This window comes from Tabrizicola sp. BL-A-41-H6 (assembly GCF_050632395.1).
Classification (GTDB): domain Bacteria; phylum Pseudomonadota; class Alphaproteobacteria; order Rhodobacterales; family Rhodobacteraceae; genus JAUYQR01.
Window position 1 is genome coordinate 942,367 of sequence record NZ_CP192600.1, and the last position, 24,126, is coordinate 966,492.

The following is a 24,126-nucleotide window of genomic DNA, read 5'->3' on the forward strand; positions in this document are numbered from 1 at the left end:
TTCCCCTGAATTTCAGCTACGGCTGCGCAGCCAGGCAAATCCCACGATCAGGATCACCGCCACGAACTGCGCGCCAAGTCGCCAGCGCATGATCCTGTTGGCGTTTTTCTTGTTGAATTCCCCACCCTTGGCAAAACTGCCGATCCCAAACAGCAGGATGCCAAGCACGACGATGCAGGCAACGGTGGCGAACAGGAACAGCGGGTCTGAGAACATGGGTCTCTCCTTGCGAAACGCAGATGTAGGGGCGGCCTTGGCAAAAGCGAACGGAAATCGGCATCAGCCCTTGGCAATCATCCAGTCCAGTGCCCTGGTCGGCAGGATACGCCGGGCAAATCCCATCAGGTATGTCGGTGTCGTCACGAAATACCGCGCCTTGGGGCGGCGGTCTTCCAGCGCCCGGATCAGCTTCTCCGTCACCGCCGAGGCGGGCAGTTCGAACGCGTCGGGCTTGGTCTTCGGCCCGTAAAGCCGGCCCCGAAGCGCGGTATATTCCGCCGCCCGAGCCGAGGCCTGCCAGTCGATCCACCGCTCGAAATGCGGGATCGCATTTTCGCGGATCTTCGTGGAAATCGGCCCCGGCTCGATCAGGATAACGTCGATCCCGGTGCCGTGCATCTCGATCCGCAGCACGTCCGACAGCCCCTCCATCGCGAACTTGGTCGCGACATAGGCGCCCCGCCAGCGCGCACCGACCAAGCCCAGCACCGACGAGCAGTTGATGATCCGCCCGTGGCCCTGGCGCCTCATCACCGGAATCAACCGGCGCGTCAGGTCGTGATAGCCGAAAAGATTGACCTCGAAGATCTCGCGCAGCGCGCCGCGTGGCAGGTCTTCCACCGCGCCGGGGCAGGCGAAGGCACCGTTGTTGAATACTGCATCCAGCGTCCCGCCGGTGCGCGCCAGAACCGTGTCCACCGCCTCGGCCAGATTGACCTCGTCGGCATAATCCAGACGGAAACTGTCCAGCCCCTCGCCCCGCAGCCGCTCGCAATCAGCCTCGCTGCGGCAAGTGGCGAACACCTGCCAGCCGCGCTTGTGCAACGTCCGCGCCGCATCAAGCCCGATGCCCGAAGAACAGCCGGTGATCAGTATGGATTTCGCCGCCATGCTATGCTCCCGCAGGGTGGCGGATGCTTAGGCGCAAACGCTGCAGCTTGCAAACGAAGCCGGGTCTTCAGGGGGATTCGGCGCTCAGGAACCGCATGGCGACAAAGCCTTCCATGCCGTCGCCCTGAATAACGATCCGCGCCCATTCGCCGTCAACGTCGTTGACCACCAGCGCCGCCTCGCCGGAGCCGAGCTTGCCCAGCACGGGCGCTTCGGTCGATGGTCCTTCGCGGACGTTCACCGAATTGGCGGTGACATACATGATCTGACCTTCGGCACCCGGCGCATCCGGTTCGCTGACCTCTGCCAAGGGTTCTCCCGCAACCTCTTGCGTCGCGTCCGGGCCGGCGGGAATTTCTTCAGTCTGCAGGTTCGAAAGGGTGAAAACTTCGTCCATTTCCTGCACTACTGCACGGGCGGGTTCCGGCGCTGCAGAAGCTGCGGCGGCCACCGCCACGGGTTTCGCAGCGGCGGATGCAGTCGCTGTCTTTGCTATCACCGGCGCCTCGACCACGCGCACGACCTCTTCCGGCTCGGCCTTTGCGACGGGTTCCACCTTGGGCTCCAGCGCCGCACGGGCCAGTCCGGGGCGCAGTTGGCCGCGATCCTCGCCCGCGATCAACAGGGCCAGAAACATTCCGACAAGCAGCAGAGCGGTCAGACGAAACATGAATTTTCCACCAGGCACAGGTTAACGAAACTGCGGTTTACCACATAAGTTCCGTGGTTTGACTCAAAAAGACTCCGCTTCCGCGTGTAACCCGGCGTTTTCCGAACGCATCGCCACTGGACCAAATTTCCAACCCGACATACACAACATGCATGGCGACTGACGACGAAGACCCCAAGATCGAGGCGATGACCACCTCAGAACCTCTCTCCCGCGCGATCGGAGAGCGGTATCTGACTTATGCCTTGTCTACCATTATGCACCGCGCACTGCCCGATGCGCGCGACGGTTTGAAGCCGGTTCACCGGCGAATCCTTTTCGCGATGCGCGAACTTCGCCTGACCGCGACCTCCGCCTTCCGCAAGTCGGCCAAGATTTCCGGCGACGTGATGGGCAACTATCACCCGCACGGCGACGCCGCGATCTATGACGCGATGGCGCGTCTGGCGCAGGATTTCAACGTCCGCTACCCCCTCGTCGACGGGCAGGGCAACTTCGGCAACATCGACGGCGACAACCCCGCCGCCTCCCGCTACACCGAGGCCCGCCTGACCGCGATTGCCGAAACGCTGATGGAAGGTCTGGCCGAAAACGCCGTCGACTTCCGCCCGAACTATGACGGCACGCTGGAAGAACCCGTGGTCATGCCCGCGGCCTTCCCCAACCTCTTGGCCAACGGCTCTTCCGGCATCGCCGTGGGCATGGCCACCAACATCCCGCCGCACAACCTCGATGAACTGATCCAGGGCTGCCACGCCCTCCTGCGCGACCCGGACCTCTCCACCGAAGCCCTCGTCGCCCTGATCCCCGGCCCCGATTTCCCGACCGGCGGCGTGATCGTCGAGCCGCGCGACAACATCCTTGATGCCTACACCACCGGCCGCGGCAGTTTCCGCCTCCGCGCCAAGTGGGAGGTGGAGGATCTGGGCCGCGGCACCTGGCAGATCGTGGTCACCGAAATCCCTTATCAGGTGCAGAAATCCAAGTTGATCGAAAAGCTGGCCGAGCTTATCCAGATCAAGAAGGTCCCGCTCCTCGGCGACGTCCGCGACGAATCTGCCGACGATGTCCGCCTGATCCTCGAACCCCGCGCCCGCACCGTCGATCCCGAAGTGCTGATGGGCAGCCTCTTCCGCAACTCTGACCTCGAGATCCGTTTCTCGCTCAACATGAACGTGCTGATCGACGGCCGCGTGCCCAAGGTCTGCTCGCTGAAGGAAGTGCTCCGCGCCTTCCTCGACCACCGCCGCGACGTGTTGAAGCGCCGCTCCACCCACCGTGTCGAAAAGATCGACCACCGGCTGGAGATCCTTGAAGGCTTCATCATCACCTACCTGAACCTCGACCGGGTGATTGACATTATCCGCTACGACACCGACCCCAAGGCCGCCCTGATGGCTGAGGACTGGTCGAAATCGCACATCCGCGCGACCTCCGAAAAAGACTACAAGCCGCCGCTGCCGGGCGAGGGCGAGCTGTCCGAGGTGCAGGCCGAAGCCATCCTGAACATGCGCCTGCGCAGCTTGCGCCGGCTGGAGGAGCTGGAGCTGCGCGCCGAACGTGACGCCTTGATGAAGGAGCGCGCGGGCCTCGCCGACCTTCTGGAAAGTGATCGCCTGCAATGGAAGCAGATTGGCGTGGAGTTGGAGAATATCCGCAAGGTCTTTGGCAAGGACTCTGTGATCGGCGCCCGCCGCACCGCCTTTGCCGATGCGACCGAAACCCCCGACGTGCCGTATGAGGCGATGATCGACCGTGAACCGATCACCGTGATCTGCTCCAAAATGGGCTGGATCCGCGCGCTGAAAGGCCACGTCGACCTTGCCGCCGAGCAGAAATTCAAGGACGGCGACGGCCCCCGCTTCGCCTTCCATGCAGAAACCACCGACAAGATCCTGCTCGTTGCCGCCAATGGCCGGTTCTACACCCTGATCGGCGCCAACCTGCCCGGAGGGCGCGGCATGGGCGAACCCGTGCGCCTGATGGTCGACCTGCCGAACGACACCGAAATCTGCGACCTGATCGTCTACCGCGCCGGCGAGAAATACCTCGTCGCCTCAACCGCTGGCGACGGGTTCGTGGTGCCCTCCGAGGAACTCCTCGCCCAGACCAAGGCGGGCAAACAGGTGCTCACCGTGCGCGACGGCACCCGTACGGCGGTCTGCGTGGCGGTGCGCGGCGATACCGTCGCCGTGGTGGGCGAAAACCGCAAGTTGCTGGTTTTCCCGCTGTCCGAACTGCCGGAAATGGCCAAGGGCAAGGGCGTGCGGTTGCAAAAGTACAAGGACGGCGGCCTGTCTGACGCGATCACCTTCACCCTCGCTGATGGCCTGACGTGGAAAGACCCCGCCGGTCGCACCCGCACCGAAACCGTGCTTGGCGAATGGCAAGGTGCTCGCGCCAGTGCCGGCAAGATGGCCCCGCGCGGCTTTCCCCGTGACAACCGCTTCACCTGATCCGGGAACCACCCGCCCGTCGTAACGTTTCCGTCCGGCACGGTTGCGCCACATGGGCCAAGCCGCTATCCCTGACCTGCCAATCACCCGGAGCCGCCATGCCGATCCGCCGCCTCAAGGCCCTCTGCCTAATCCTCGCCCTCGCCGCCTGCGGCAAAAGCGATCTGGCCGAACCGCCGGTTCCCCTTGGCGATTTCGCGCTTGGCCTGAACATCGTCTTTGCCGACAACGTCGAGATGGTGCCGATCTCGCGCAAGGCGACGCCCGAGGAATGGGAAACCGTGATGAAAAAGGCGGTGCAAGACCGCTTTGGCCGCTACGAAGGCACCAAGCTTTACAACATCGGCATCTCGGTCGACGGCTACGCGCTGGCCCCGCCCGGCATCCCGGTGGTCGCAGCGCCGAAATCCGTTCTCGTGATCACCGCCAACATCTGGGATGACGCCGCCCAGAAAAAGCTGAACGAAGAGGGCAAGCAGTTCACCGTCTTCGAAAGCCTGTCTGGAGAGTCCGTGATCGGCACCGGCCTGACCAGCACCCGCAAACAGCAGATGGATGCGCTGGCCTACAACGCGGTGAAGAAGGTCGAGACCTGGCTTTTGGAAAATCCCGAATGGTTCGGCTTGCCACCCCTGCCGCCAAAACCGGTCCAATCCCCCACGGCTTCGTCAGACAACTGAGGCTTGAACTTCTGCCTCTGAAACTGTAATCCGCCGCGCGTGACAGCAAAGGGCCGCTAGGCCCCTTCAGGACAAGGGCGGATATCGTATGGGCAAGGCAAAGTTTGAACGCAACAAACCGCACGTCAACATCGGCACGATTGGCCACGTTGACCACGGCAAGACGACGCTGACGGCTGCGATCACCAAGTATTTCGGTGAATTCCGCGCCTATGACCAGATCGACGGCGCTCCGGAAGAGCGGGCTCGTGGCATCACGATCTCGACCGCGCACGTGGAATACGAGACGGAAGCGCGTCACTACGCGCACGTCGACTGCCCCGGCCACGCCGACTACGTCAAGAACATGATCACCGGTGCTGCCCAGATGGACGGCGCGATCCTGGTCTGCGCGGCCTCCGACGGCCCGATGCCGCAGACGCGCGAGCACATCCTGCTCGGCCGCCAGGTGGGTATCCCCTACATGGTCTGCTACATGAACAAGGTCGACCTTGTTGATGACGAAGAGCTGATCGAACTGGTCGAAATGGAACTGCGCGAGCTCTTTTCGTCCTACGAATACCCCGGCGACGACATTCCGATCATCAAGGGCTCTGCCCACCAGGCGATGATCGGCGAGCGTCCGGAAATCGGTGAATCCTCGATCCGCGCGCTGATGAAGGCCGTGGACGAATACATCCCGACCCCGGCGCGCGCGATCGACCAGCCGTTCCTGATGCCGATCGAAGACGTGTTCTCGATCTCGGGCCGTGGCACGGTTGTGACCGGCCGGATCGAGCGTGGCGTGATCAACGTCGGCGACGAAATCGAGATCGTCGGCATCCGCGACACCAAGAAGTCGGTCTGCACCGGCGTCGAGATGTTCCGCAAGCTTCTCGACCGTGGTGAAGCTGGCGACAACGTCGGCGTTCTCCTCCGCGGCATCGACCGTGAAGGCGTGGAACGTGGGCAGGTGCTGTGCAAGCCGAAGTCGGTGAACCCGCACACCAAGTTCGAAGCCGAAGCCTACATTCTGACCAAGGAAGAGGGTGGCCGTCACACGCCGTTCTTCGCGAACTACCGTCCGCAGTTCTACTTCCGCACGACGGACGTGACCGGGACGGTGCAGCTGCCGGAAGGCACCGAGATGGTGATGCCGGGCGACAACCTGAAGTTCAACGTCGAACTGATCGCGCCGATCGCCATGGAAGAAAAGCTGCGCTTCGCCATCCGCGAAGGCGGCCGCACCGTCGGTGCAGGCGTCGTCTCGAAGATCATCGCCTGATCCTTCGGGCAACCGCGTGATCCGGAAAGGCCGCCCCGCAACGGGCGGCCTTTTCCTTGTGGTGAAATCGTGAATTGACGCCCGGCGCGATCCGTCCCAACGTCAACACTTCCAGACATGGGGATTCCAGCGATGTGCCAGATGTTCGCCGGGCAGGACCCGGCCCGCTATGAATACGTCACCCGCCGCCTGCGCCTGAACGGCCAGTCCACCAGCATCCGACTTGAACGTGCGTTCTGGGGCATTGTCGACCAGATGGCCGAAAAGGACGGAACGCCGACGCCGGCCTTCCTGTCGAAACTGCACTCCGAGGTGCTGGAGCAGCACGGCGAGGCGACGAATTTCACCTCGCTTCTGCGCTGTGCCTGCACGATCCATCTGGGCGAACTTGACCAGGTGCCGCAGTCCAACCGGCGCTACGCCGCCGAATAGAAAATCTCCCTGTAGTAGTCCGCTACTACCCGACCGCGAAATTGGTCCGTTAACCTTACCAAAATCGACTGCTGGTTTTGGGGAGAGGCAATGGCCAAGGCAATCCATTCAATGGTCCGCGTGCTGGACGAGGCGCGGTCTTTGGCGTTCTACGAGACCGCGTTTGGCCTGACCGTGGCCGACCGGCTGGATTTCGACACATTCACCCTGATTTACCTGTCGAACCCCGAAAGCACCTTCGAGGTGGAACTGACCGTCAACAAGGGCCGCACCGAACCCTACGCGCTCGGTGACGGCTACGGCCACCTTGCCGTCTCGGTCGACGACGTCGACGCCCAACACGCCCGCATGACGGCAGCAGGTCTTGCCCCCCGCAAACTTGTCGACTTCGCCCCGGCAGGCAGCGTCATCGCGCGCTTCTTCTTCATCGCCGATCCGGATGGCTACCAGATCGAAGTCCTGCAGCGGGGTGGCCGCTACCTCTGACACCCCCACGCCGAAATCCCCACGCCGACATCCATAGGGAGGAAACCATGGAAAGACTGAACAAGACGGGTCTCACCCGCCGCGCACTGCTTGGGAGGGCAGTTGCGGCCGGGGCGCTGACCATCACCGGGGTGGGCTTCATCGCCGCCCCGAACGCCGCCTGGGCGCTGGAGGTGTCGGTCATCACACCGGCCCAGATGGCCACGCTTCTGCAAATGGCCCGCGACATCTACCCGCACGACCAGGTGCCGGACCAATACTACGCCGTCGCCGTCAAGGGCTACGACGCGGAAGACAAGAAAGACCTCGTCGCCACGGGCATCGCCGAGCTGGATGCCGCCGCCAAAGCCCTTGGCCATGCCGATTACCTGTCGATCGGCTGGGAGGAGGACCGCGTTAAGGTCCTGCAATCCATCGAGACGACGCCGTTCTTCCAGACCGTCCGCGCTGGCCTCGTGACCGGGCTATATAACCAGAAAGAGGTCTGGCCGATCTTCGGCTACGAGGGGGAAAGCTTCTCCAAGGGCGGTTACATCGACCGCGGCTTCAACGACATCAACTGGCTCTGAGGGGGGCGGAATATGGCAACGTTTGATCTGAAAGACGATTCCGTCGTCGTCATCATCGGCACCGGGGCAGGCGGCGGCGTTCTGGCCAACGAACTGGCGCAGAAGGGCGTCAAGGTCGTGGCACTGGAGGCGGGCGGCCGCTACCTGCCGGAAGACTACATCAACGACGAATGGGAAAGCTTCGGCCAGCTGGCGTGGCTCGATACCCGCACCACCTCGGGCGACTGGCGCGTGGCCAAGGATTTCTCCGGCCTGCCGGCCTGGATCGTCAAGGCCGTCGGCGGCACCACCACGCACTGGGCGGGCGCCTCGATCCGGTTTCAGGATCACGAATGGAAGGCGCTTTCCACCTATGGCCCGGTCGAAGGCGCGAACCTCCTGGACTGGCCGATCGACGGGGCCGAAATGGCACCTTGGTATGAAAAGGCCGAAACCAAGCTGGGCGTAACCCGCACCGGCGACCGCGCCGGCCTGCCCGGCAACAACAACTTCAAGGTCTTCGAAAAAGGCGCCAAGGCGCTTGGCTACAACGAGGTCCACACCGGCCGCATGGCGATCAACTCGGCCGATTACGATGGCCGGATGGCCTGCCAGCAGACCGGCTTCTGTTTCCAGGGCTGCAAGTGGGGCGCGAAGTGGTCCGCCGCCTACACCGACATCCCGGCAGGCGAAGCGACCGGCAACCTTGAGGTGCGCGACCGCTGCCACGCCGCCCGCATCCTGCATAACGATGAAGGCAAGGTCACCGGCGTCGAATACTTCGACAAGGACGGCAACCTTCAGATGCAGGCCGCCCGTATCGTCTGCGTCGCGGGCAACACCATCGAAAGCCCGCGCCTTTTGCTGAACTCGGCCTCGGCGATGTTCCCCAATGGCCTCGCCAACTCGTCCGATCAGGTCGGGCGCAACTACATGCGCCACGTCACCGGATCGGTCTACGCGATCTTCGACAAGCCGGTGCGGATGTGGCGCGGCACCACGATGGCCGGCATTGTTCAGGACGAGGCGCGTCACGACCCGTCGCGCGGCTTCGTCGGCGGGTATGAGCTTGAGACCCTCTCCCTCGGCCTGCCGTTCATGGCCGCCTTCCTCAACCCGGGCGGGTGGGGCAGGGGGTTCACCACCGCGCTCGACCACTACGAAAACATGGCCGGCATGTGGATCGTGGGCGAAGACATCCCGCAAGCCACCAACCGCGTCACCCTGTCGGCCGACGCCAAGGACCAGTTCGGTCTGCCCGCGCCGAACGTCAACTACTCCGACCACCCCAACGACGTGGCGATGCGCAACCACGCCTACAAACAGGGCATCGCGATGTACGAGGCGGTCGGCGCTACCCGCGCCTTCCCGACGCCGCCTTACCCCTCCACCCACAACCTCGGCACCAACCGCATGTCGGAACGTCCCGAGGACGGGGTCTGCAACAAGTGGGGCCAGACCCATGACATCGCGAACCTGTTCATCTCGGACGGCTCGCAGTTCACCACCGGGGCAGCAGAAAACCCGACGCTGACGATCGTGGCACTGGCCATCCGCCAGGCCGACCACATCGCCAGCGAAATGGCAGCGGGCACGATCTGACCGCCTGATCGCACAAGACTTCGGCGCGCCGGCTCGTTCGGCGCGCTGTCGCCATGCGCCCAGCGGTTGTTGCGCGGTTGCAACAGGCAAACCATGCCTGTGTTGTGGATTCTGGCGCGATTCGGACGATGCGCGTAAGCTTCTGATGACAGCTTCACATCAATGTCAGGTCCACAAACATGACGCGTCTCCTCCCGATCCTTGTCGCAGCATTCGCAGCGTCCGCCGGTTCTGCTGCTTCAGCGCAGGAGTTCTACTTCGGAGGCGGCCTCGCCTATACCTCCGGCACGTCGGAGTCGGAGTTCGGCAACTCCTCCGACCTTGATGCCGGGATGCTTACCCTGATCCTCGGCCAGCGCTTTGCAGCTGGCAGCGGCTTCTGGGGCTGGGAAACCAGCGCCGATCTTTCCTTCGGCTCCGAGACGGAAGAATCCTCCTTTGGTGCCGTCTGCTCGGTTGACGGCGCAAATGGCCCCTATCTGTGCGAACACACCGCCACCGTCCGCCTGGTCGGGATTTACGGCGTCCCGGTCGGGGCCGACACTGAAGTTTTCGGCTCGCTTGGTGTGGGCATGATGCTGGGCGATTATGCTGATAACCCCTTCAGCGTTGAATCCGCCCGGACCTACGGCGGCACGATCGGCCTTGGCCTGAACCGCGATTTCGGCGGGGGCTTGGTGGCGCGCGGCGAGGTCATCTATGACAGCTTCAACCGTGACACTCAGGAATTCTACGAATCCGACTACTCCGGCACGTCGCTGCGTGTGGCGCTGATCCGCAAGTTCTGATCCGCCGCCAAGCGGAACACCTCGGCCCGATGACGGGTTCTTCCTTCAGCCCTGTGCATGGGCACGGAAGAACCCGGTCATGGTGGCCTGAAAGCTTCTCGGGCATCCCTGGGCCGCGCTGATCCTGCGCGCCGGGTCGCCTTCCCTCACGAACAGCCCCGGCACGTCGCGCCAGTCGAAGGGGCATTTCCTGCCGAAATGGGCCGCTCCACGCCAGAAAACTGGCGGTCCGAAGTCCTGCAGCTTCTGCGGCGGGTCGGCGGCATTGCCTTCCCGCGTTTCGTCGGCTTGCCGCTGTCGAAGCGCCAAGGCGATCAACTCAGGGAAAAAGCACGACACCATCCCGTGCGTCCGTTGGCCCAAACCTGCGCCGCGTCTGTTCGAAGGTCCCGGCCACAACCACGGCACGCAACGCTGACCCCCGTAACCGCCGCATCCGATGCGAGAATCCCTTGACCTCGTCCTGCACCTGCCGTAACCGATGCCCCGCGTAGGGGTATAGCTCAGCTGGTAGAGCGACGGTCTCCAAAACCGTAGGTCGAGGGTTCGAAACCTTCTGCCCCTGCCACTTTCCGGACATTCGCCATTCAAGGCAAACTGCGGCCGGTACGCGCAGTCGTCGCCGTGGCACGGCCCGCTATCGACGACCGGCGCCTGCACGGGAGGCTCCGTTTGGCCTTCATCATCACCCCGGCAGCCCGGTGTTTGCAGAAACCGAAGGCTGGTCAAGCAAAGGCAGTCGTTAACGGATCATTACCTGGCACCCAAAGTCATTGATGTTTATCAGGAAGACAGCATGTCCCACCGTGGGACACTGGCTTTCGCACCGGCCCCGCCGCCCTGTCTCTTGAATTCTCGCCCCATCCGCCGTATCTCCGCCCCTGACCCTCATTGCCGGAACCCTGTCATGGCCACCACGAACCCGCTCCAGTTTATCCAACAGGTCCGCTCCGAGGTTGCCAAAGTCGTCTGGCCCTCGCGCCGCGAGGTGATGCTGACCACGATCATGGTGTTCATCATGGCCGCCCTCTGCGCGACCTTCTTCAGCCTGATCGACCTCGCGATCCGCACCGGGTTGACCGCAATCGTCGGGTCGTGACCGGTTTTCGACCGGATGCCTCTTGAAATGATGGCGGGCTGGCGGTAAGCCCCCCTCAACCAAAGGGACACCGGCGCGCATCGATTCGAGGTGCGCGCTGTTTTTTGTTCCGGGATCAGCAAATGCGGGCCCGGAAAAGTGGCCCCGAAAGATAGGAAGACAAAGACGATGGCGAAGCGCTGGTATTCGGTGAGCGTTCTCTCGAACTTCGAGAAGAAGATCGCCGAACAGATCAAGACCGCCGTCGCCGATGCCGGTCTCGAGGACGAGATTGACGAGGTGCTGGTCCCGACCGAAGAAGTGATCGAGATGCGTCGCGGCAAGAAAGTGACCTCCGAGCGTCGCTTCATGCCGGGTTACGTGCTGGTTCACATGGAAATGTCGAACAAGGGCTATCACCTGATTTCGTCGATCAACCGCGTCACTGGTTTCCTTGGCCCGCAAGGCAAGCCGATGCCGATGCGCGACGCCGAGGTGAACGCGATCCTGAACCGCGTCGAAGAAGGTCTGGAAGCCCCGCGCAACCTGATCCGCTTCGACATCGGTGAAACCGTGCAAGTGACCGACGGCCCGTTCGAGGGCTTTTCGGGCATGGTCGAGGATGTGGACGAGGCGCACAACCGCTTGAAGGTCACCGTGTCGATCTTCGGCCGGGCCACGCCTGTCGAACTGGAATTCACTCAGGTCTCGAAAGGGAACTGAGGATCGCGTGGGAGGCGAGCGCCAGCATCTGCTGGTGACGGACCGGACCACTAAACCGCATCTTCGGATGCAGTGACAAAGGAGAAGGCCAGATGGCCAAGAAGATTATCGGCAGCCTCAAGCTGCAAGTCAAAGCGGGTCAGGCGAACCCGTCCCCGCCGGTTGGCCCCGCTCTGGGTCAGCGCGGCCTGAACATCATGGCCTTCGTGAAGGAATTCAACGCGAAGACCGCTGACATTGCGCCGGGTACGCCGACGCCAGTGATCATCACCTATTACCAGGACAAGTCGTTCAGCCTGGAATTCAAGACCGCTCCGGCCGCTTACCTGATCAAGCAGGCCGCTGGCCTGCCGTCTGTCGGCAAGCGCAACCGCACCAAGGGTTCGGTCAAGCCGGGCCATGCTGTTGCCGGTTCGATCACTGCGGCCCAGCTGCGCAAGATCGCGGAAACCAAGATGAAGGACCTCAACGCGAATTCTGTCGAAGCCGCGATGAACATCATCCTTGGCTCGGCACGGTCGTGCGGCATCGAAGTGAAGGGCTGAGATCATGGCAAAGCTTGCAAAACGCACCGCCAAAGCGGTTGAAGCCTTCGCCGGCAAGTCCAACATCACCGTTGAAGACGCCGTGAAGCTCATCAAGGGCGCTGCTTCGGCCAAGTTCGACGAGACGCTGGAAATCGCGATGAACCTCGGCGTCGACCCGCGCCACGCTGACCAGATGGTCCGTGGTGTGGTGCAACTGCCGAACGGCACCGGCAAGACCGTGCGCGTCGCCGTGTTCGCCCGTGGTGCGAAGGCTGACGAAGCCAAGGCCGCCGGCGCTGACATCGTTGGCGCCGAAGACCTGATGGAAACCATCCAGTCCGGCAAGATCGAGTTCGACCGTTGCATCGCAACGCCCGACATGATGCCGCTGGTCGGCCGTCTGGGCAAGATCCTCGGCCCGCGCAACCTGATGCCAAACCCGAAGGTCGGCACCGTGACGATGGACGTGAAAACCGCTGTCGAAGCAGCCAAAGGCGGCGAAGTGCAGTTCAAGGTCGAAAAGGCTGGCGTGATCCATGCCGGCATCGGCAAGGTCTCGTTCACCGAAGACAAGCTGGCGCAGAACATCCGCGCCTTTGTCGACGCGGTCAGCAAGGCCCGTCCTGCCGGGGCAAAGGGCACCTACGTCAAGAAGGTGTCGCTGTCCTCGACCATGGGCCCTGGCGTTTCGGTCGACATCTCGTCGGCGACGGCGAACTGACCCTTGGCGGGGCGCGACTCCGCCAGATGAAATCCCGATCCGAAAGGAAAGGGTCTGCCGGGCCGTAACAGGCCCGGTTCTGTCCGAGACGGTGGGTGGCGCGCAAACGCCTTAATCTCCTGCCTGAGATGGGGAACGAAGGATTGTCGCCCTTACCGGCGATCTTGGTGGCGAGCCCGATCACGGACCCGACCGCCTCCCTGCGAAGGGGGGCTTACATGAGCCGGGGGGAAACCCCCAACCTTGGAGTGAAACTGTGGATAGAGCCCAGAAAGAGAAAGTGGTCGATGAACTCGGCCAGATCTTCGCAAGCTCTGGCGTCGTGGTGGTTGCACACTACGCGGGAATGACGGTTGCACAGATGCAGGACCTGCGCGCAAAAATGCGTGACGTAGGTGGGTCCGTTCGCGTTGCCAAGAACACGCTCGCCAAGATCGCCCTTGAAGGGAAGCCCGCTGCAAAGATGGGTGACCTTCTCACGGGCATGACCATGTTGTCCTTCTCGGAAGACCCAGTGGCTGCGGCCAAGGTCTGCGAGGCCTACGCCAAGACGAATGACAAGTTCGTCATCATCGGCGGGGCAATGGGCGACACGGTTCTGGACCAGGCTGGTATCAAGGCCGTGGCTTCCATGCCGTCGCGTGAAGAGCTTATCGCTCAGATCGTCGCGTGCATCGGTTCGCCTGCGTCTGCCATCGCCGGGGCCATTGGTGCGCCTGCTTCGAACATCGCGAGCATCCTGTCGACCATCGAAGAAAAGGCTGCTGCCTGATCTTTTGCCCGCGTGGTTGATCCCACGCCGTTGGAACCCATCTTAAACGAACGGAAATGAAAAAATGGCTGATCTGAACAAACTCGCCGAAGAGATCGTTGGTCTGACCCTTCTCCAGGCACAGGAACTGAAAACCATCCTGAAGGACAAGTATGGCATCGAGCCGGCAGCCGGTGGCGCCGTCATGATGGCAGCTGGCCCGGCGGCTGGTGCTGCAGCGGCTCCGGCCGAAGAGCAGACCGAATTCGACGTCGTGCTGACCGATGCCGGACCGAACAAGATCAACGTGATCAAGGAAGTCCGCACCATCACCGGCCTCGGCCTGAAGGAAGCCAAAGACCTCGTCGAGGCTGGCGGCAAGGTCAAGGAAGGCGCAACCAAAGCTGACGCCGAGACCATGAAGAAGAAGCTCGAAGAGGCTGGCGCCAAGGTCGAGCTGAAGTAATCGGGGTCGGAGGGTAACCTCCACCATGATTTGAGGCTGGGTCCGAAGTTTTTCGGGCCCAGCCGAACGTGTCTTGGAAGGAGCTTTTGCGAAAGCTTCTCCCCAGGCGCGGTGCGGGTTCGGGAGCCTCCTCACGGGACGGGAGGCATGAATAGAACCCACATTCCCTGCTTCGCATGCGGTGTGCGCCCGTGGCCCGACGGGTGGCGCGCCAGCGAAATGATGAAAGGTGACGAAAAACATGGCGCAAGCTTATGTTGGCCAGAAACGCATCCGCCGCTACTTCGGCAAAATCCGTGAAGTCCTGGAGATGCCGAACCTGATCGAGGTTCAGAAATCCTCCTACGATCTCTTCCTGCGCTCCGGCGACAGTGACAAGCCGCTCGACGGCGAGGGGATCCAGGGCACCTTCCAGTCGGTGTTCCCGATCAAGGATTTCAACGAAACCGCCGTGCTCGAGTTCGTGAAATACGAACTGGAAAAGCCGAAGTACGACGTTGACGAATGCCAGCAGCGCGACATGACCTATGCCGCACCGCTGAAGGTGACGCTGCGTCTGATCGTGTTCGATGTCGATGAAACCACCGGGGCCCGGTCGGTCAAGGACATCAAGGAACAGGACGTCTACATGGGCGACATGCCCCTGATGACGTCGAACGGCACGTTCATCGTGAACGGCACTGAGCGCGTGATCGTCAGCCAGATGCACCGGTCGCCCGGCGTGTTCTTCGACCACGACAAGGGCAAAACCCATTCCTCGGGCAAACTGCTGTTCGCCTGCCGGATCATTCCCTACCGCGGTTCGTGGCTCGACTTCGAGTTCGACGCAAAAGACGTGGTCTTTGCCCGCATCGACCGTCGCCGCAAGCTGCCGGTCACCACGCTCCTCTACGCGCTTGGCATGGATCAGGAAGGCATCATGGATGCCTACTATGAAACCGTCATGTACAAGCACGTCAAGAACAAGGGCTGGGTCACCAAGTTCTTCCCCGAGCGGGTGCGTGGCACCCGTCCGCAGTTCGACATCGTCGATGCCGCGACCGGCGAAGTGATCTGCAAGGCCGGCGACAAGATGACGCCGCGCATGGCCAACGACTTGATCAAGTCGGGCAAGGTGACCGAGCTTCTGCTGCCGTTCGACCAGATCGTCGGGCGCTATGTGGCAAAAGACATCATCAACGAAGAAACCGGCGAGATCTGGGTCGAAGCCGGTGACGAACTGACGATGGAATACGACCGCGACGGCGGTGTGAAGGGCGGCTCGCTTAAGCTCTTGCTTGACCAGGGCATCACCGACATTCCGGTGCTGGACATCGACAACGTCAACGTCGGTCCCTACCTGCGCAATACGATGGCGGTCGACAAGAACATGGGCCGCGACACCGCGCTCATGGACATCTACCGCGTCATGCGTCCGGGCGAACCGCCAACGGTGGAAGCCGCGTCGCAACTTTTCGACACGCTGTTCTTCGACAGCGAGCGTTATGACCTGTCGGCCGTTGGCCGCGTGAAGATGAACATGCGCCTCGATCTCGACGCGCCCGACACCTTCCGCACGCTCAGCCGCGCCGATATCGTCGCCTGCATCAAAGCCCTTACCGAACTGCGTGACGGCAAGGGCGAGATTGACGACATCGACCACCTCGGCAACCGCCGTGTGCGCTCGGTCGGCGAGTTGATGGAAAACCAGTACCGCGTCGGCCTGCTGCGGATGGAACGCGCGATCAAGGAACGCATGTCGTCGGTGGAAATCGACACGATCATGCCGCAAGACCTGATCAACGCGAAACCGGCCGCGGCTGCGGTGCGTGAATTCTTCGGCTCCTCGCAGCTGTCGCAATTCATGGACCAGACCAACCCACTGTCGGAAGTGACGCACAAGCGCCGCCTCTCGGCCCTCGGGCCGGGCGGTCTGACCCGCGAGCGTGCCGGTTTTGAAGTTCGCGACGTCCACCCGACCCACTATGGCCGGATGTGCCCGATCGAAACGCCGGAAGGCCAGAATATCGGCCTGATCAACTCGCTCGCCACCTTCGCGCGGGTGAACAAGTATGGCTTCATCGAAACACCGTACCGCAAGGTGATCGACGGCAAGGTGACCGACGAAGTCATCTACATGTCGGCGACCGAGGAAATGCGCCACACCGTCGCTCAGGCCAACGCTGGCCAGGACGCCGAGGGCCGCTTCACCGAAGAACTGATCTCCAGCCGGAAGGCCGGGGAATTCATGCTGAACCCGCCGGATTCGGTGGACCTGATCGACGTGTCGCCGAAGCAGCTGGTGTCTGTTGCGGCATCGCTGATCCCGTTCCTTGAAAACGACGACGCCAACCGCGCCCTGATGGGCTCGAACATGCAGCGTCAGGCGGTGCCGTTGCTGCAGTCCGATGCCCCCTTCGTCGGCACCGGCATCGAAGCGGTAGTCGCGCGCGACAGTGGTGCCGCCATCATGGCCCGCCGCGCCGGCGTAATCGACCAGGTCGACGCGACGCGTATCGTTGTGCGCGCGACGGAAATGCTGGAACCCGGCGAGCCGGGCGTCGACATCTACCGTCTGCGCAAGTTCAAGCGCTCCAACCAGTCGTCCTGCATCAACCAGCGTCCGCTGGTGAAGGTGGGCGACACGGTTATGCGCGGCGAAGTGGTGGCCGACGGCCCCTGCACCGACATGGGCGAACTGGCCCTTGGCCGGAACGTCGTCGTCGCGTTCATGCCATGGAACGGCTACAACTACGAAGACTCGATCCTGATCTCGGAACGCATCCTGCGCGACGACGTCTTCACCTCGATCCACATCGAGGAATACGAAGTCGCCGCCCGTGACACCAAGCTTGGGCCTGAGGAAATCACCCGCGATATCCCGAACGTCGGCGAGGAAGCGCTCCGCAACCTCGACGAAGCCGGGATCGTGTATATCGGCGCCGAAGTGCAGCCGGGCGACATCCTCGTGGGCAAGATCACCCCGAAGGGCGAAAGCCCGATGACGCCGGAAGAAAAACTCCTCCGCGCCATCTTCGGTGAAAAGGCGTCTGACGTGCGCGACACCTCGCTGCGTCTGCCGCCCGGTGCTTTCGGAACGATCGTCGAAGTGCGGGTGTTCAACCGGCACGGCGTCGACAAGGACGAACGCGCCCTGCAGATCGAGCGTGAGGAAGTCGAACGCCTCGCCCGCGACCGTGACGACGAATTGGCGATCCTGGAGCGTAACATCTACGCGCGCCTGAAAACGCTGATCATGGGCAAGACTGCCGTCAAGGGGCCGAAAGGTATCCGCGCCGGCTCGACCATCGACGACGAACTCCTGGGCACGCTGTCGCGCGGCCAGTGGTGGCAACTGGCGCTTGGCGAAGAAAACGACGCCAAGGATGTCGAGGCGCTGCATGACCAGTTCGAAGCGCAAAAGCGCGCTTTGGACCTGCGGTTCGACGACAAGGTGGAAAAGGTCCGCCGCGGCGACGATCTGCCTCCGGGCGTGATGAAGATGGTCAAGGTGTTCGTCGCGGTGAAGCGCAAGCTGCAGCCGGGCGACAAGATGGCCGGTCGTCACGGCAACAAGGGCGTCATTTCCAAGGTTGTGCCGATGGAAGACATGCCGTTCCTTGCCGATGGCACCCCGGTTGACCTCGTTCTGAACCCGCTTGGCGTGCCAAGCCGGATGAACGTGGGCCAGATCCTTGAAACCCACATGGGCTGGGCCGCGCGTGGCCTGGGCATGAACATCGACGAGGCGCTGAAGCAGTATCGCCGCTCTGGCGATATGACCCCGGTGCGCGAAGCCGTGCGTCTGGCCTACGGTGACGAGACCTATGAAGAAGCCTTTGCTGACCGGACCGAGGATGAATTCCTCGAACTGGCTGGCAACGTGACCAAGGGCGTGCCAATCGCGACCCCGGTTTTCGACGGCGCCAAGGAATCCGACGTCAACGACGCGCTGACCCGCGCGGGCTTTGACACCTCGGGCCAGTCGGTGGTGTTCGATGGCCGTTCCGGCGAACAGTTCACCCGCAAGGTGACCGTCGGCGTGAAGTACATGCTGAAACTCCACCACCTGGTGGACGACAAGCTGCACGCCCGTTCGACCGGCCCGTACTCGCTCGTCACGCAGCAGCCGTTGGGTGGTAAAGCCCAATTCGGTGGCCAGCGTCTCGGCGAGATGGAGGTCTGGGCTCTGGAAGCTTACGGTGCCGCCTACACCTTGCAGGAAATGCTGACGGTGAAGTCGGACGACGTGGCAGGCCGGACCAAGGTCTACGAGTCGATCGTCAAGGGCGAGGACAACTTCGAGGCCGGCGTGCCGGAATCGTTCAATGTTCTCGTCAAGGAAGTGCGGGGCCTCGGCCTCAACATGGAACTCCTGGATGCGGAGGAGGAGTGACCGGAATTTGTGAAAATTCCGGGCCGGTTTCTTCAAGGAAACCGGCTCCCACCCCTCTGACCGCAGCCCGCCATTAGGGAATAGACAATGAACCAGGAACTCTCGACCAACCCGTTCAACCCGGTTGCACCCGTCAAGACCTTCGACGAAATCAAGATCAGCCTGGCCTCGCCAGAGCGGATCCTGTCGTGGTCCTTCGGCGAGATCAAGAAGCCGGAAACCATCAACTACCGGACCTTCAAGCCTGAGCGGGACGGCCTTTTCTGCGCCCGTATCTTCGGGCCGATCAAGGACTACGAATGCCTCTGCGGCAAATACAAGCGCATGAAGTATCGCGGCGTCGTCTGCGAAAAGTGCGGCGTTGAAGTCACGCTGCAAAAGGTGCGCCGCGAGCGGATGGGCCATATCGAACTGGCAGCACCCGTCGCGCACATCTGGTTCCTGAAATCGCTGCCCAGCCGTATCGGCCTCATGCTCGACATGACGCTGCGCGATCTGGAACGCATCCTCTACTTCGAAAACTACGTCGTGATCGAGCCGGGCCTGACCGACCTGACCTACGGCCAGTTGATGACCGAAGAGGAATTCCTCGACGCGCAGGACCAGTACGGCGCTGACGCCTTCACCGCCAACATCGGCGCCGAAGCGATCCGCGAAATGCTGCAGGCGATCGACCTTCAGGCCGTCGCCGACCAGCTGCGCGACGAGCTGAAGGAAGCAACGGGCGAGTTGAAGCCGAAGAAGATCATCAAGCGTCTGAAGATCGTCGAAAGCTTCCTCGAATCCGGCAACCGTCCGGAATGGATGGTGCTGACCGTGCTTCCGGTGATCCCGCCGGAACTGCGCCCGCTGGTCCCGCTGGACGGCGGCCGTTTCGCGACGTCCGACCTGAACGACCTCTACCGCCGCGTGATCAACCGCAACAACCGTCTGAAGCGGCTGATCGAACTGCGCGCGCCCGACATCATCGTGCGCAACGAAAAGCGGATGCTGCAAGAAGCTGTCGACGCCCTCTTCGACAACGGCCGTCGCGGCCGGGTGATCACGGGCACCAACAAGCGCCCGCTGAAATCGCTTTCCGACATGCTGAAAGGCAAGCAGGGTCGCTTCCGCCAGAACCTTCTGGGCAAGCGCGTCGATTTCTCGGGTCGTTCGGTCATTGTGACCGGCCCGGAACTGAAGCTGCACCAGTGCGGTCTGCCGAAGAAGATGGCGCTCGAACTCTTCAAGCCGTTCATCTACTCGCGGCTTGAAGCCAAGGGTCTGTCCTCGACCGTCAAGCAAGCCAAGAAGCTGGTCGAAAAGGAACGTCCTGAGGTTTGGGATATCCTTGACGAAGTGATCCGCGAACACCCGGTCCTGCTGAACCGTGCGCCGACGCTGCACCGTCTGGGCATCCAGGCGTTCGAGCCGATCCTGATCGAAGGCAAGGCGATCCAGCTGCACCCGCTCGTCTGTTCGGCGTTCAACGCCGACTTCGACGGTGACCAGATGGCTGTTCACGTGCCCCTCTCGCTGGAAGCCCAGCTTGAAGCGCGCGTCCTGATGATGTCCACGAACAACGTTCTGTCGCCCGCCAACGGCGCGCCGATCATCGTGCCGTCGCAGGACATGGTGCTTGGCATCTATTACGTGACGATGGAGCGTAAGGGCATGGTTGGCGAAGGCATGGCCTTTGCCGACATCGAAGAGGTGGAGCATGCCCTGGCTGCAGGTGCCGTTCACCTGCACGCCCGGATCAAGGCCCGCCTCAAGCAGGTTGACGAAGAAGGCAACGTCGTCTGGAAACGGTTCGACACCACGCCCGGCCGTCTGCGGCTTGGCAACATCATGCCTTTGAACGCCAAGGCCCCGTTCGATCTGGTGAACCGTCTTCTGCGCAAGAAAGACGTGCAGACCGTCATCGACACCGTCTACCGCTACTGCGGCCAGAAAGAGTCGGTGATCTTCTGCGACCAGATCATGACCCTCGGCTTCCGCGAGGCGTTCCGCGCCGGCATCTCGTTCGGCAAGGACGACATGGTCGTTCCGGACACCAAGTGGGATATCGTTAACGAGACCCGCGAACAGGTTACCGGCTTTGAACTGCAGTACATGGACGGCCTGATCACTCAGGGCGAAAAGTACAACAAGGTCGTCGACGCTTGGACGAAGTGCAACGACAAGGTCACCGAAGCCATGATGGCGACCATTTCGGCCACCCATTTCGACGCCAATGGCGCCGAAAAGGAACCGAACTCGGTCTACATGATGGCCCACTCCGGTGCCCGTGGCTCGGTCATCCAGATGAAGCAGCTTGGCGGGATGCGCGGCCTGATGGCCAAGCCCTCGGGCGAGATCATCGAAACGCCGATCATCTCGAACTTCAAGGAAGGTCTGACCGTTCTTGAATACTTCAACTCGACCCACGGCGCGCGGAAAGGCCTGTCCGACACCGCGCTCAAGACGGCGAACTCGGGTTACCTGACCCGCCGTCTGGTTGACGTTGCGCAAGACTGCATCGTGCGCAGCCACGACTGCGGCACCGAAAACGCGATCACCGCTTCGGCGGCCGTCAACGATGGCGAAGTCATCGTGCCGATGGGCGAACGCGTGCTGGGCCGCGTCACCGCAGACGACATCTTCTATCCGGGAACGGAAGATCTTGTCGTCGGCAAGGGCGAACTGATCGACGAACGCCGGGCCGATCTGATCAACTCGTCGGGCGTGGCCACGATCCGCATCCGTAGCCCGTTGACCTGCGAGGCCGAGGAAGGCGTTTGCGCCATGTGCTACGGGCGTGACCTTGCCCGCGGCACGCTGGTCAACATCGGCGAGGCTGTCGGTATTATCGCCGCGCAGTCGATCGGTGAACCCGGCACCCAGCTGACGATGCGGACATTCCACATCGGCGGCGTGGCGCAGGGCGGCCAGCAGTCGTTCCTCGAAGCCAGCCAGGAAGGCAAGATCGAGTTCCGCAACGCGAACCTTCTGTCCAACGTCAACGGCGAACAGATCGTCGTTGGCCGCAGCATGTCGATTGCGATCATCGACGATGCGGGGCAGGAACGCGCGGCGCACAAGCTGACCTACGGCACCAAGATTCACGTCAAGGACGGCCAGCAGGTCAAACGCGGCACCAAGCTCTTCGAATGGGACCCCTACACCCTGCCGATCATAGCCGAAAAGACCGGCGTGGCGCGGTTCAAGGATCTCGTTTCGGGCATCTCGGTGCGCGAAGACACCGACGAAGCAACCGGCATGACCCAGCGGATCGTCTCTGACTGGCGTTCGGTTCCGAAGGGCGGCGATCTGAAGCCGGAAATCATCGTGATGGACCCCGCCACCGGCGATCCGGTCCGCAACGATGGCGGCGCGCCGATCAGCTACTCCATGTCGGTGGACGCGATCCTTTCCGTCGAAGACGGTCAGGAACTGCGCCCCGGCGACGTGGTGGCGCGTATCCCGCGCGAAGGTGCCAAGACCAAGGACATCACCGGTGGTCTGCCGCGTGTGGCCGAACTGTTCGAAGCCCGTCGTCCGAAAGATCACGCGATCATCGCGGAAATGGACGGCTACGTCCGCTTCGGCAAAGACTACAAGAACAAGCGCCGCATCACGGTTGAACCCGTTGATGAGACGTTGACCGCCGTCGAGTACATGATCCCCAAGGGCAAGCACATTCCGGTTCAGGAAGGCGACTTCGTCCAGAAGGGTGACTACATCATGGACGGTAACCCCGCCCCGCACGACATCTTGCGGATTCTGGGCGTCGAAGCGCTTGCGAACTACATGATTGACGAAGTGCAGGACGTCTATCGCCTGCAGGGCGTGAAGATCAACGACAAGCACATCGAGGTGATCGTTCGCCAGATGCTCCAGAAATTCGAGATTCTGGACTCGGGCGAGACCACGCTTCTCAAGGGCGAACACGTCGACAAGCAGGAACTGGAAGAAGAAAACGTCAAGGCCCGCAACCGCGGCCTGCGCGAAGCTACCGCCGAAGCGATCCTTCTCGGGATCACCAAGGCCAGCTTGCAGACCCGGTCGTTCATCTCGGCTGCGTCGTTCCAGGAAACCACGCGTGTCCTCACCGAGGCTTCGGTGCAGGGCAAGCGCGACAAGCTTGTCGGCCTGAAGGAAAACGTCATCGTCGGTCGGTTGATCCCTGCAGGCACCGGCGGGGCGACCAGCCGCGTCAAGAAGATCGCGGCAGATCGCGACCAGACCGTGATCGAGGCACGCAAGTCCGAGGCAGAACATGCCGCGGCACTGGCAGCCCCGACCACCGAGACCGTCGATGTCGATCGTGACCACGGCCTGATCGATACGGTCGAAAGCCGCGATTGATCTGACCTGACACTGCAGAAATCCGCCGTCCGAAAGGGCGGCGGTTTTTCATTTGGCTTTGCCCGTCACCCTGCACCTTTCGGCCGAGGGCCTAGGAACGGCCGTTTCGCGTGTCGGCCGCCAGCAGCATGGCTTTCCATCGCCGCGAATTATGCCTATCCAAGCGGCAACAGGCAGGTTTCCATGCAGATTTCCGACAATGCCCGCGGCGCGATCCTGATGAATATCGCGATGGCGGCCTTCACCTTGAACGACACGGCGATGAAGTCCGCGATGCAGTCGGTCCCGCTGTTTCAGGCCATCGGCCTGCGCGGCATCTTCGCCTCGGTGGCGCTGGTGCTGATCGGCTGGCGGATGGGCGGGCTCAGCCTCGATATTCCCCGCCGCGACTGGGGGTTTCTAGCACTCCGTTCGGTTGCCGAGGTGATGGGAACGCTCCTGTTCCTCGCTGCGCTGATCCACATGCCGCTCGCCAACCTGTCGGCGATCATGCAGGCTCTGCCGCTTGCGGTGACGCTCGCCGCAGCCGTGTTCCTGAAGGAACACATCGGTTGGCGCCGGCTCACCGCGATTCTGATCGGCTTCGTCGGCGTCCTGATCATCATCCGCCCCGGCCCGCAGGGCTTCGATGTCTGGTCGCTGATGGGCCTCGGCTCCGTTCTTTGCGTGGTCGCGCGTGACCTTGCCACCCGCCAGATGAGCCGCGCATTACCGTCTGCCACCGTGGCCCTGGCCGCTGCGGTGACCGTGCTGATGCTTGGCTTCGTCGGCACCGCAGTCGAAGGCTGGACTCCGGTCGCCACGCATGACCTCCTGATGATCGCAGGCGCTTCGGCCGCGCTGATCGTCGGATACCTGACCTCGGTGATGACGATGCGAGTGGGCGAGATCGGCTTTGTCGCCCCGTTTCGCTACATGGCGCTTCTCTGGGCGATCGTGCTGGGCTGGCTTGCCTTCGGGCAGTTGCCTGACACCCTGACGCTTTTCGGGGCTGCACTGGTGGTTGCGACGGGGATTTTCACCTTTTGGCGCGAACGCAAGCGCAAGGCACTGGCTGCCGCTTAAGCGAACGCTTGCCAGTGCAGGGCAAATTGGCAAAGTAGACGCTGCATTTTGGTGG

Annotated in this window: 20 protein-coding genes and 1 tRNA gene; 18 read left to right on the forward strand and 3 right to left on the reverse strand. The window is 62.3% G+C overall.

Going from position 1 to position 24,126, the window contains the following annotated elements:
• Nucleotides 1-12: 12 nt before the first annotated feature.
• The 3 genes from ACROUL_RS04740 to ACROUL_RS04750 form a co-directional block, all read right to left on the reverse strand.
• Entirely contained in the window at nt 13-216 is a 204-nt protein-coding gene (locus ACROUL_RS04740) for a twin transmembrane helix small protein (RefSeq protein ID WP_431298393.1), read from the reverse strand.
• A 63-nt stretch (nt 217-279) separates the two neighbouring features.
• Complete coding sequence (locus tag ACROUL_RS04745) at nt 280-1,110, reverse strand: SDR family NAD(P)-dependent oxidoreductase (protein WP_431298394.1); 831 nt, start codon at nt 1,108-1,110, stop codon at nt 280-282.
• Between the two features lie 67 nt (nt 1,111-1,177).
• Entirely contained in the window at nt 1,178-1,780 is a 603-nt protein-coding gene (locus tag ACROUL_RS04750) for an SH3 domain-containing protein (protein WP_431298395.1), read from the reverse strand.
• A 152-nt stretch (nt 1,781-1,932) separates the two neighbouring features.
• Here ACROUL_RS04750 and parC point away from each other — a divergent pair, with 152 nt between their 5' ends.
• The 18 genes from parC to ACROUL_RS04840 all read left to right on the forward strand — a co-directional run bounded on the left by parC (nt 1,933) and on the right by ACROUL_RS04840 (nt 24,071).
• Nucleotides 1,933-4,236: a DNA topoisomerase IV subunit A gene (gene parC, locus ACROUL_RS04755; protein WP_431298396.1), complete on the forward strand. Its 2,304-nt coding sequence runs from the start codon at nt 1,933-1,935 to the stop codon at nt 4,234-4,236.
• 98 nt (nt 4,237-4,334) lie between these two features.
• Nucleotides 4,335-4,916 carry a hypothetical protein gene (locus ACROUL_RS04760; RefSeq protein WP_431298397.1) on the forward strand — a complete coding sequence of 194 codons (582 nt, stop codon included), beginning with the start codon at nt 4,335-4,337 and terminating at the stop codon, nt 4,914-4,916.
• Nucleotides 4,917-5,004: 88 nt separating this feature from the next.
• A complete protein-coding gene (gene tuf, locus ACROUL_RS04765; RefSeq protein WP_431298398.1) occupies nt 5,005-6,180 on the forward strand; it encodes an elongation factor Tu in 1,176 nt (391 codons plus the stop codon).
• 132 nt (nt 6,181-6,312) lie between these two features.
• Nucleotides 6,313-6,612: a ribbon-helix-helix domain-containing protein gene (locus ACROUL_RS04770; protein ID WP_431298399.1), complete on the forward strand. Its 300-nt coding sequence runs from the start codon at nt 6,313-6,315 to the stop codon at nt 6,610-6,612.
• 90 nt (nt 6,613-6,702) lie between these two features.
• Nucleotides 6,703-7,098 (forward strand): VOC family protein, encoded by a 396-nt coding sequence (locus ACROUL_RS04775; RefSeq protein ID WP_431298400.1) that lies wholly within the window; start codon nt 6,703-6,705, stop codon nt 7,096-7,098.
• A 47-nt stretch (nt 7,099-7,145) separates the two neighbouring features.
• A complete protein-coding gene (locus ACROUL_RS04780) occupies nt 7,146-7,667 on the forward strand; it encodes a Twin-arginine translocation pathway signal (protein WP_431298401.1) in 522 nt (173 codons plus the stop codon).
• Nucleotides 7,668-7,679: 12 nt separating this feature from the next.
• Nucleotides 7,680-9,248: a GMC family oxidoreductase gene (locus ACROUL_RS04785; RefSeq protein ID WP_431298402.1), complete on the forward strand. Its 1,569-nt coding sequence runs from the start codon at nt 7,680-7,682 to the stop codon at nt 9,246-9,248.
• 179 nt (nt 9,249-9,427) lie between these two features.
• Nucleotides 9,428-10,036: a hypothetical protein gene (locus ACROUL_RS04790; protein ID WP_431298403.1), complete on the forward strand. Its 609-nt coding sequence runs from the start codon at nt 9,428-9,430 to the stop codon at nt 10,034-10,036.
• A 492-nt stretch (nt 10,037-10,528) separates the two neighbouring features.
• Nucleotides 10,529-10,604 (forward strand) — tRNA-Trp (locus ACROUL_RS04795).
• A 339-nt stretch (nt 10,605-10,943) separates the two neighbouring features.
• Nucleotides 10,944-11,135, forward strand: a complete 192-nt coding sequence (gene secE, locus ACROUL_RS04800) for a preprotein translocase subunit SecE (protein WP_431298404.1) — start codon at nt 10,944-10,946, stop codon at nt 11,133-11,135.
• A gap of 168 nt (nt 11,136-11,303) precedes the next feature.
• Nucleotides 11,304-11,837 (forward strand): transcription termination/antitermination protein NusG, encoded by a 534-nt coding sequence (gene nusG, locus ACROUL_RS04805; protein WP_305568541.1) that lies wholly within the window; start codon nt 11,304-11,306, stop codon nt 11,835-11,837.
• 92 nt (nt 11,838-11,929) lie between these two features.
• Nucleotides 11,930-12,382: a 50S ribosomal protein L11 gene (rplK, locus tag ACROUL_RS04810; protein WP_431298405.1), complete on the forward strand. Its 453-nt coding sequence runs from the start codon at nt 11,930-11,932 to the stop codon at nt 12,380-12,382.
• Nucleotides 12,383-12,386: 4 nt separating this feature from the next.
• Nucleotides 12,387-13,085, forward strand: a complete 699-nt coding sequence (gene rplA, locus ACROUL_RS04815; RefSeq protein WP_431298406.1) for a 50S ribosomal protein L1 — start codon at nt 12,387-12,389, stop codon at nt 13,083-13,085.
• A gap of 256 nt (nt 13,086-13,341) precedes the next feature.
• A complete protein-coding gene (gene rplJ / locus ACROUL_RS04820; protein ID WP_431298407.1) occupies nt 13,342-13,857 on the forward strand; it encodes a 50S ribosomal protein L10 in 516 nt (171 codons plus the stop codon).
• Between the two features lie 64 nt (nt 13,858-13,921).
• Nucleotides 13,922-14,302, forward strand: coding sequence for a 50S ribosomal protein L7/L12 (gene rplL, locus ACROUL_RS04825; RefSeq protein ID WP_431298408.1), 381 nt, complete (start codon nt 13,922-13,924; stop codon nt 14,300-14,302).
• Between the two features lie 241 nt (nt 14,303-14,543).
• Nucleotides 14,544-18,677, forward strand: coding sequence for a DNA-directed RNA polymerase subunit beta (gene rpoB / locus ACROUL_RS04830; protein ID WP_431298409.1), 4,134 nt, complete (start codon nt 14,544-14,546; stop codon nt 18,675-18,677).
• A gap of 87 nt (nt 18,678-18,764) precedes the next feature.
• Nucleotides 18,765-23,006, forward strand: coding sequence for a DNA-directed RNA polymerase subunit beta' (gene rpoC / locus ACROUL_RS04835; protein WP_431298410.1), 4,242 nt, complete (start codon nt 18,765-18,767; stop codon nt 23,004-23,006).
• A 183-nt stretch (nt 23,007-23,189) separates the two neighbouring features.
• A complete protein-coding gene (locus ACROUL_RS04840) occupies nt 23,190-24,071 on the forward strand; it encodes a DMT family transporter (RefSeq protein ID WP_431298411.1) in 882 nt (293 codons plus the stop codon).
• Nucleotides 24,072-24,126: the final 55 nt, after the last annotated feature.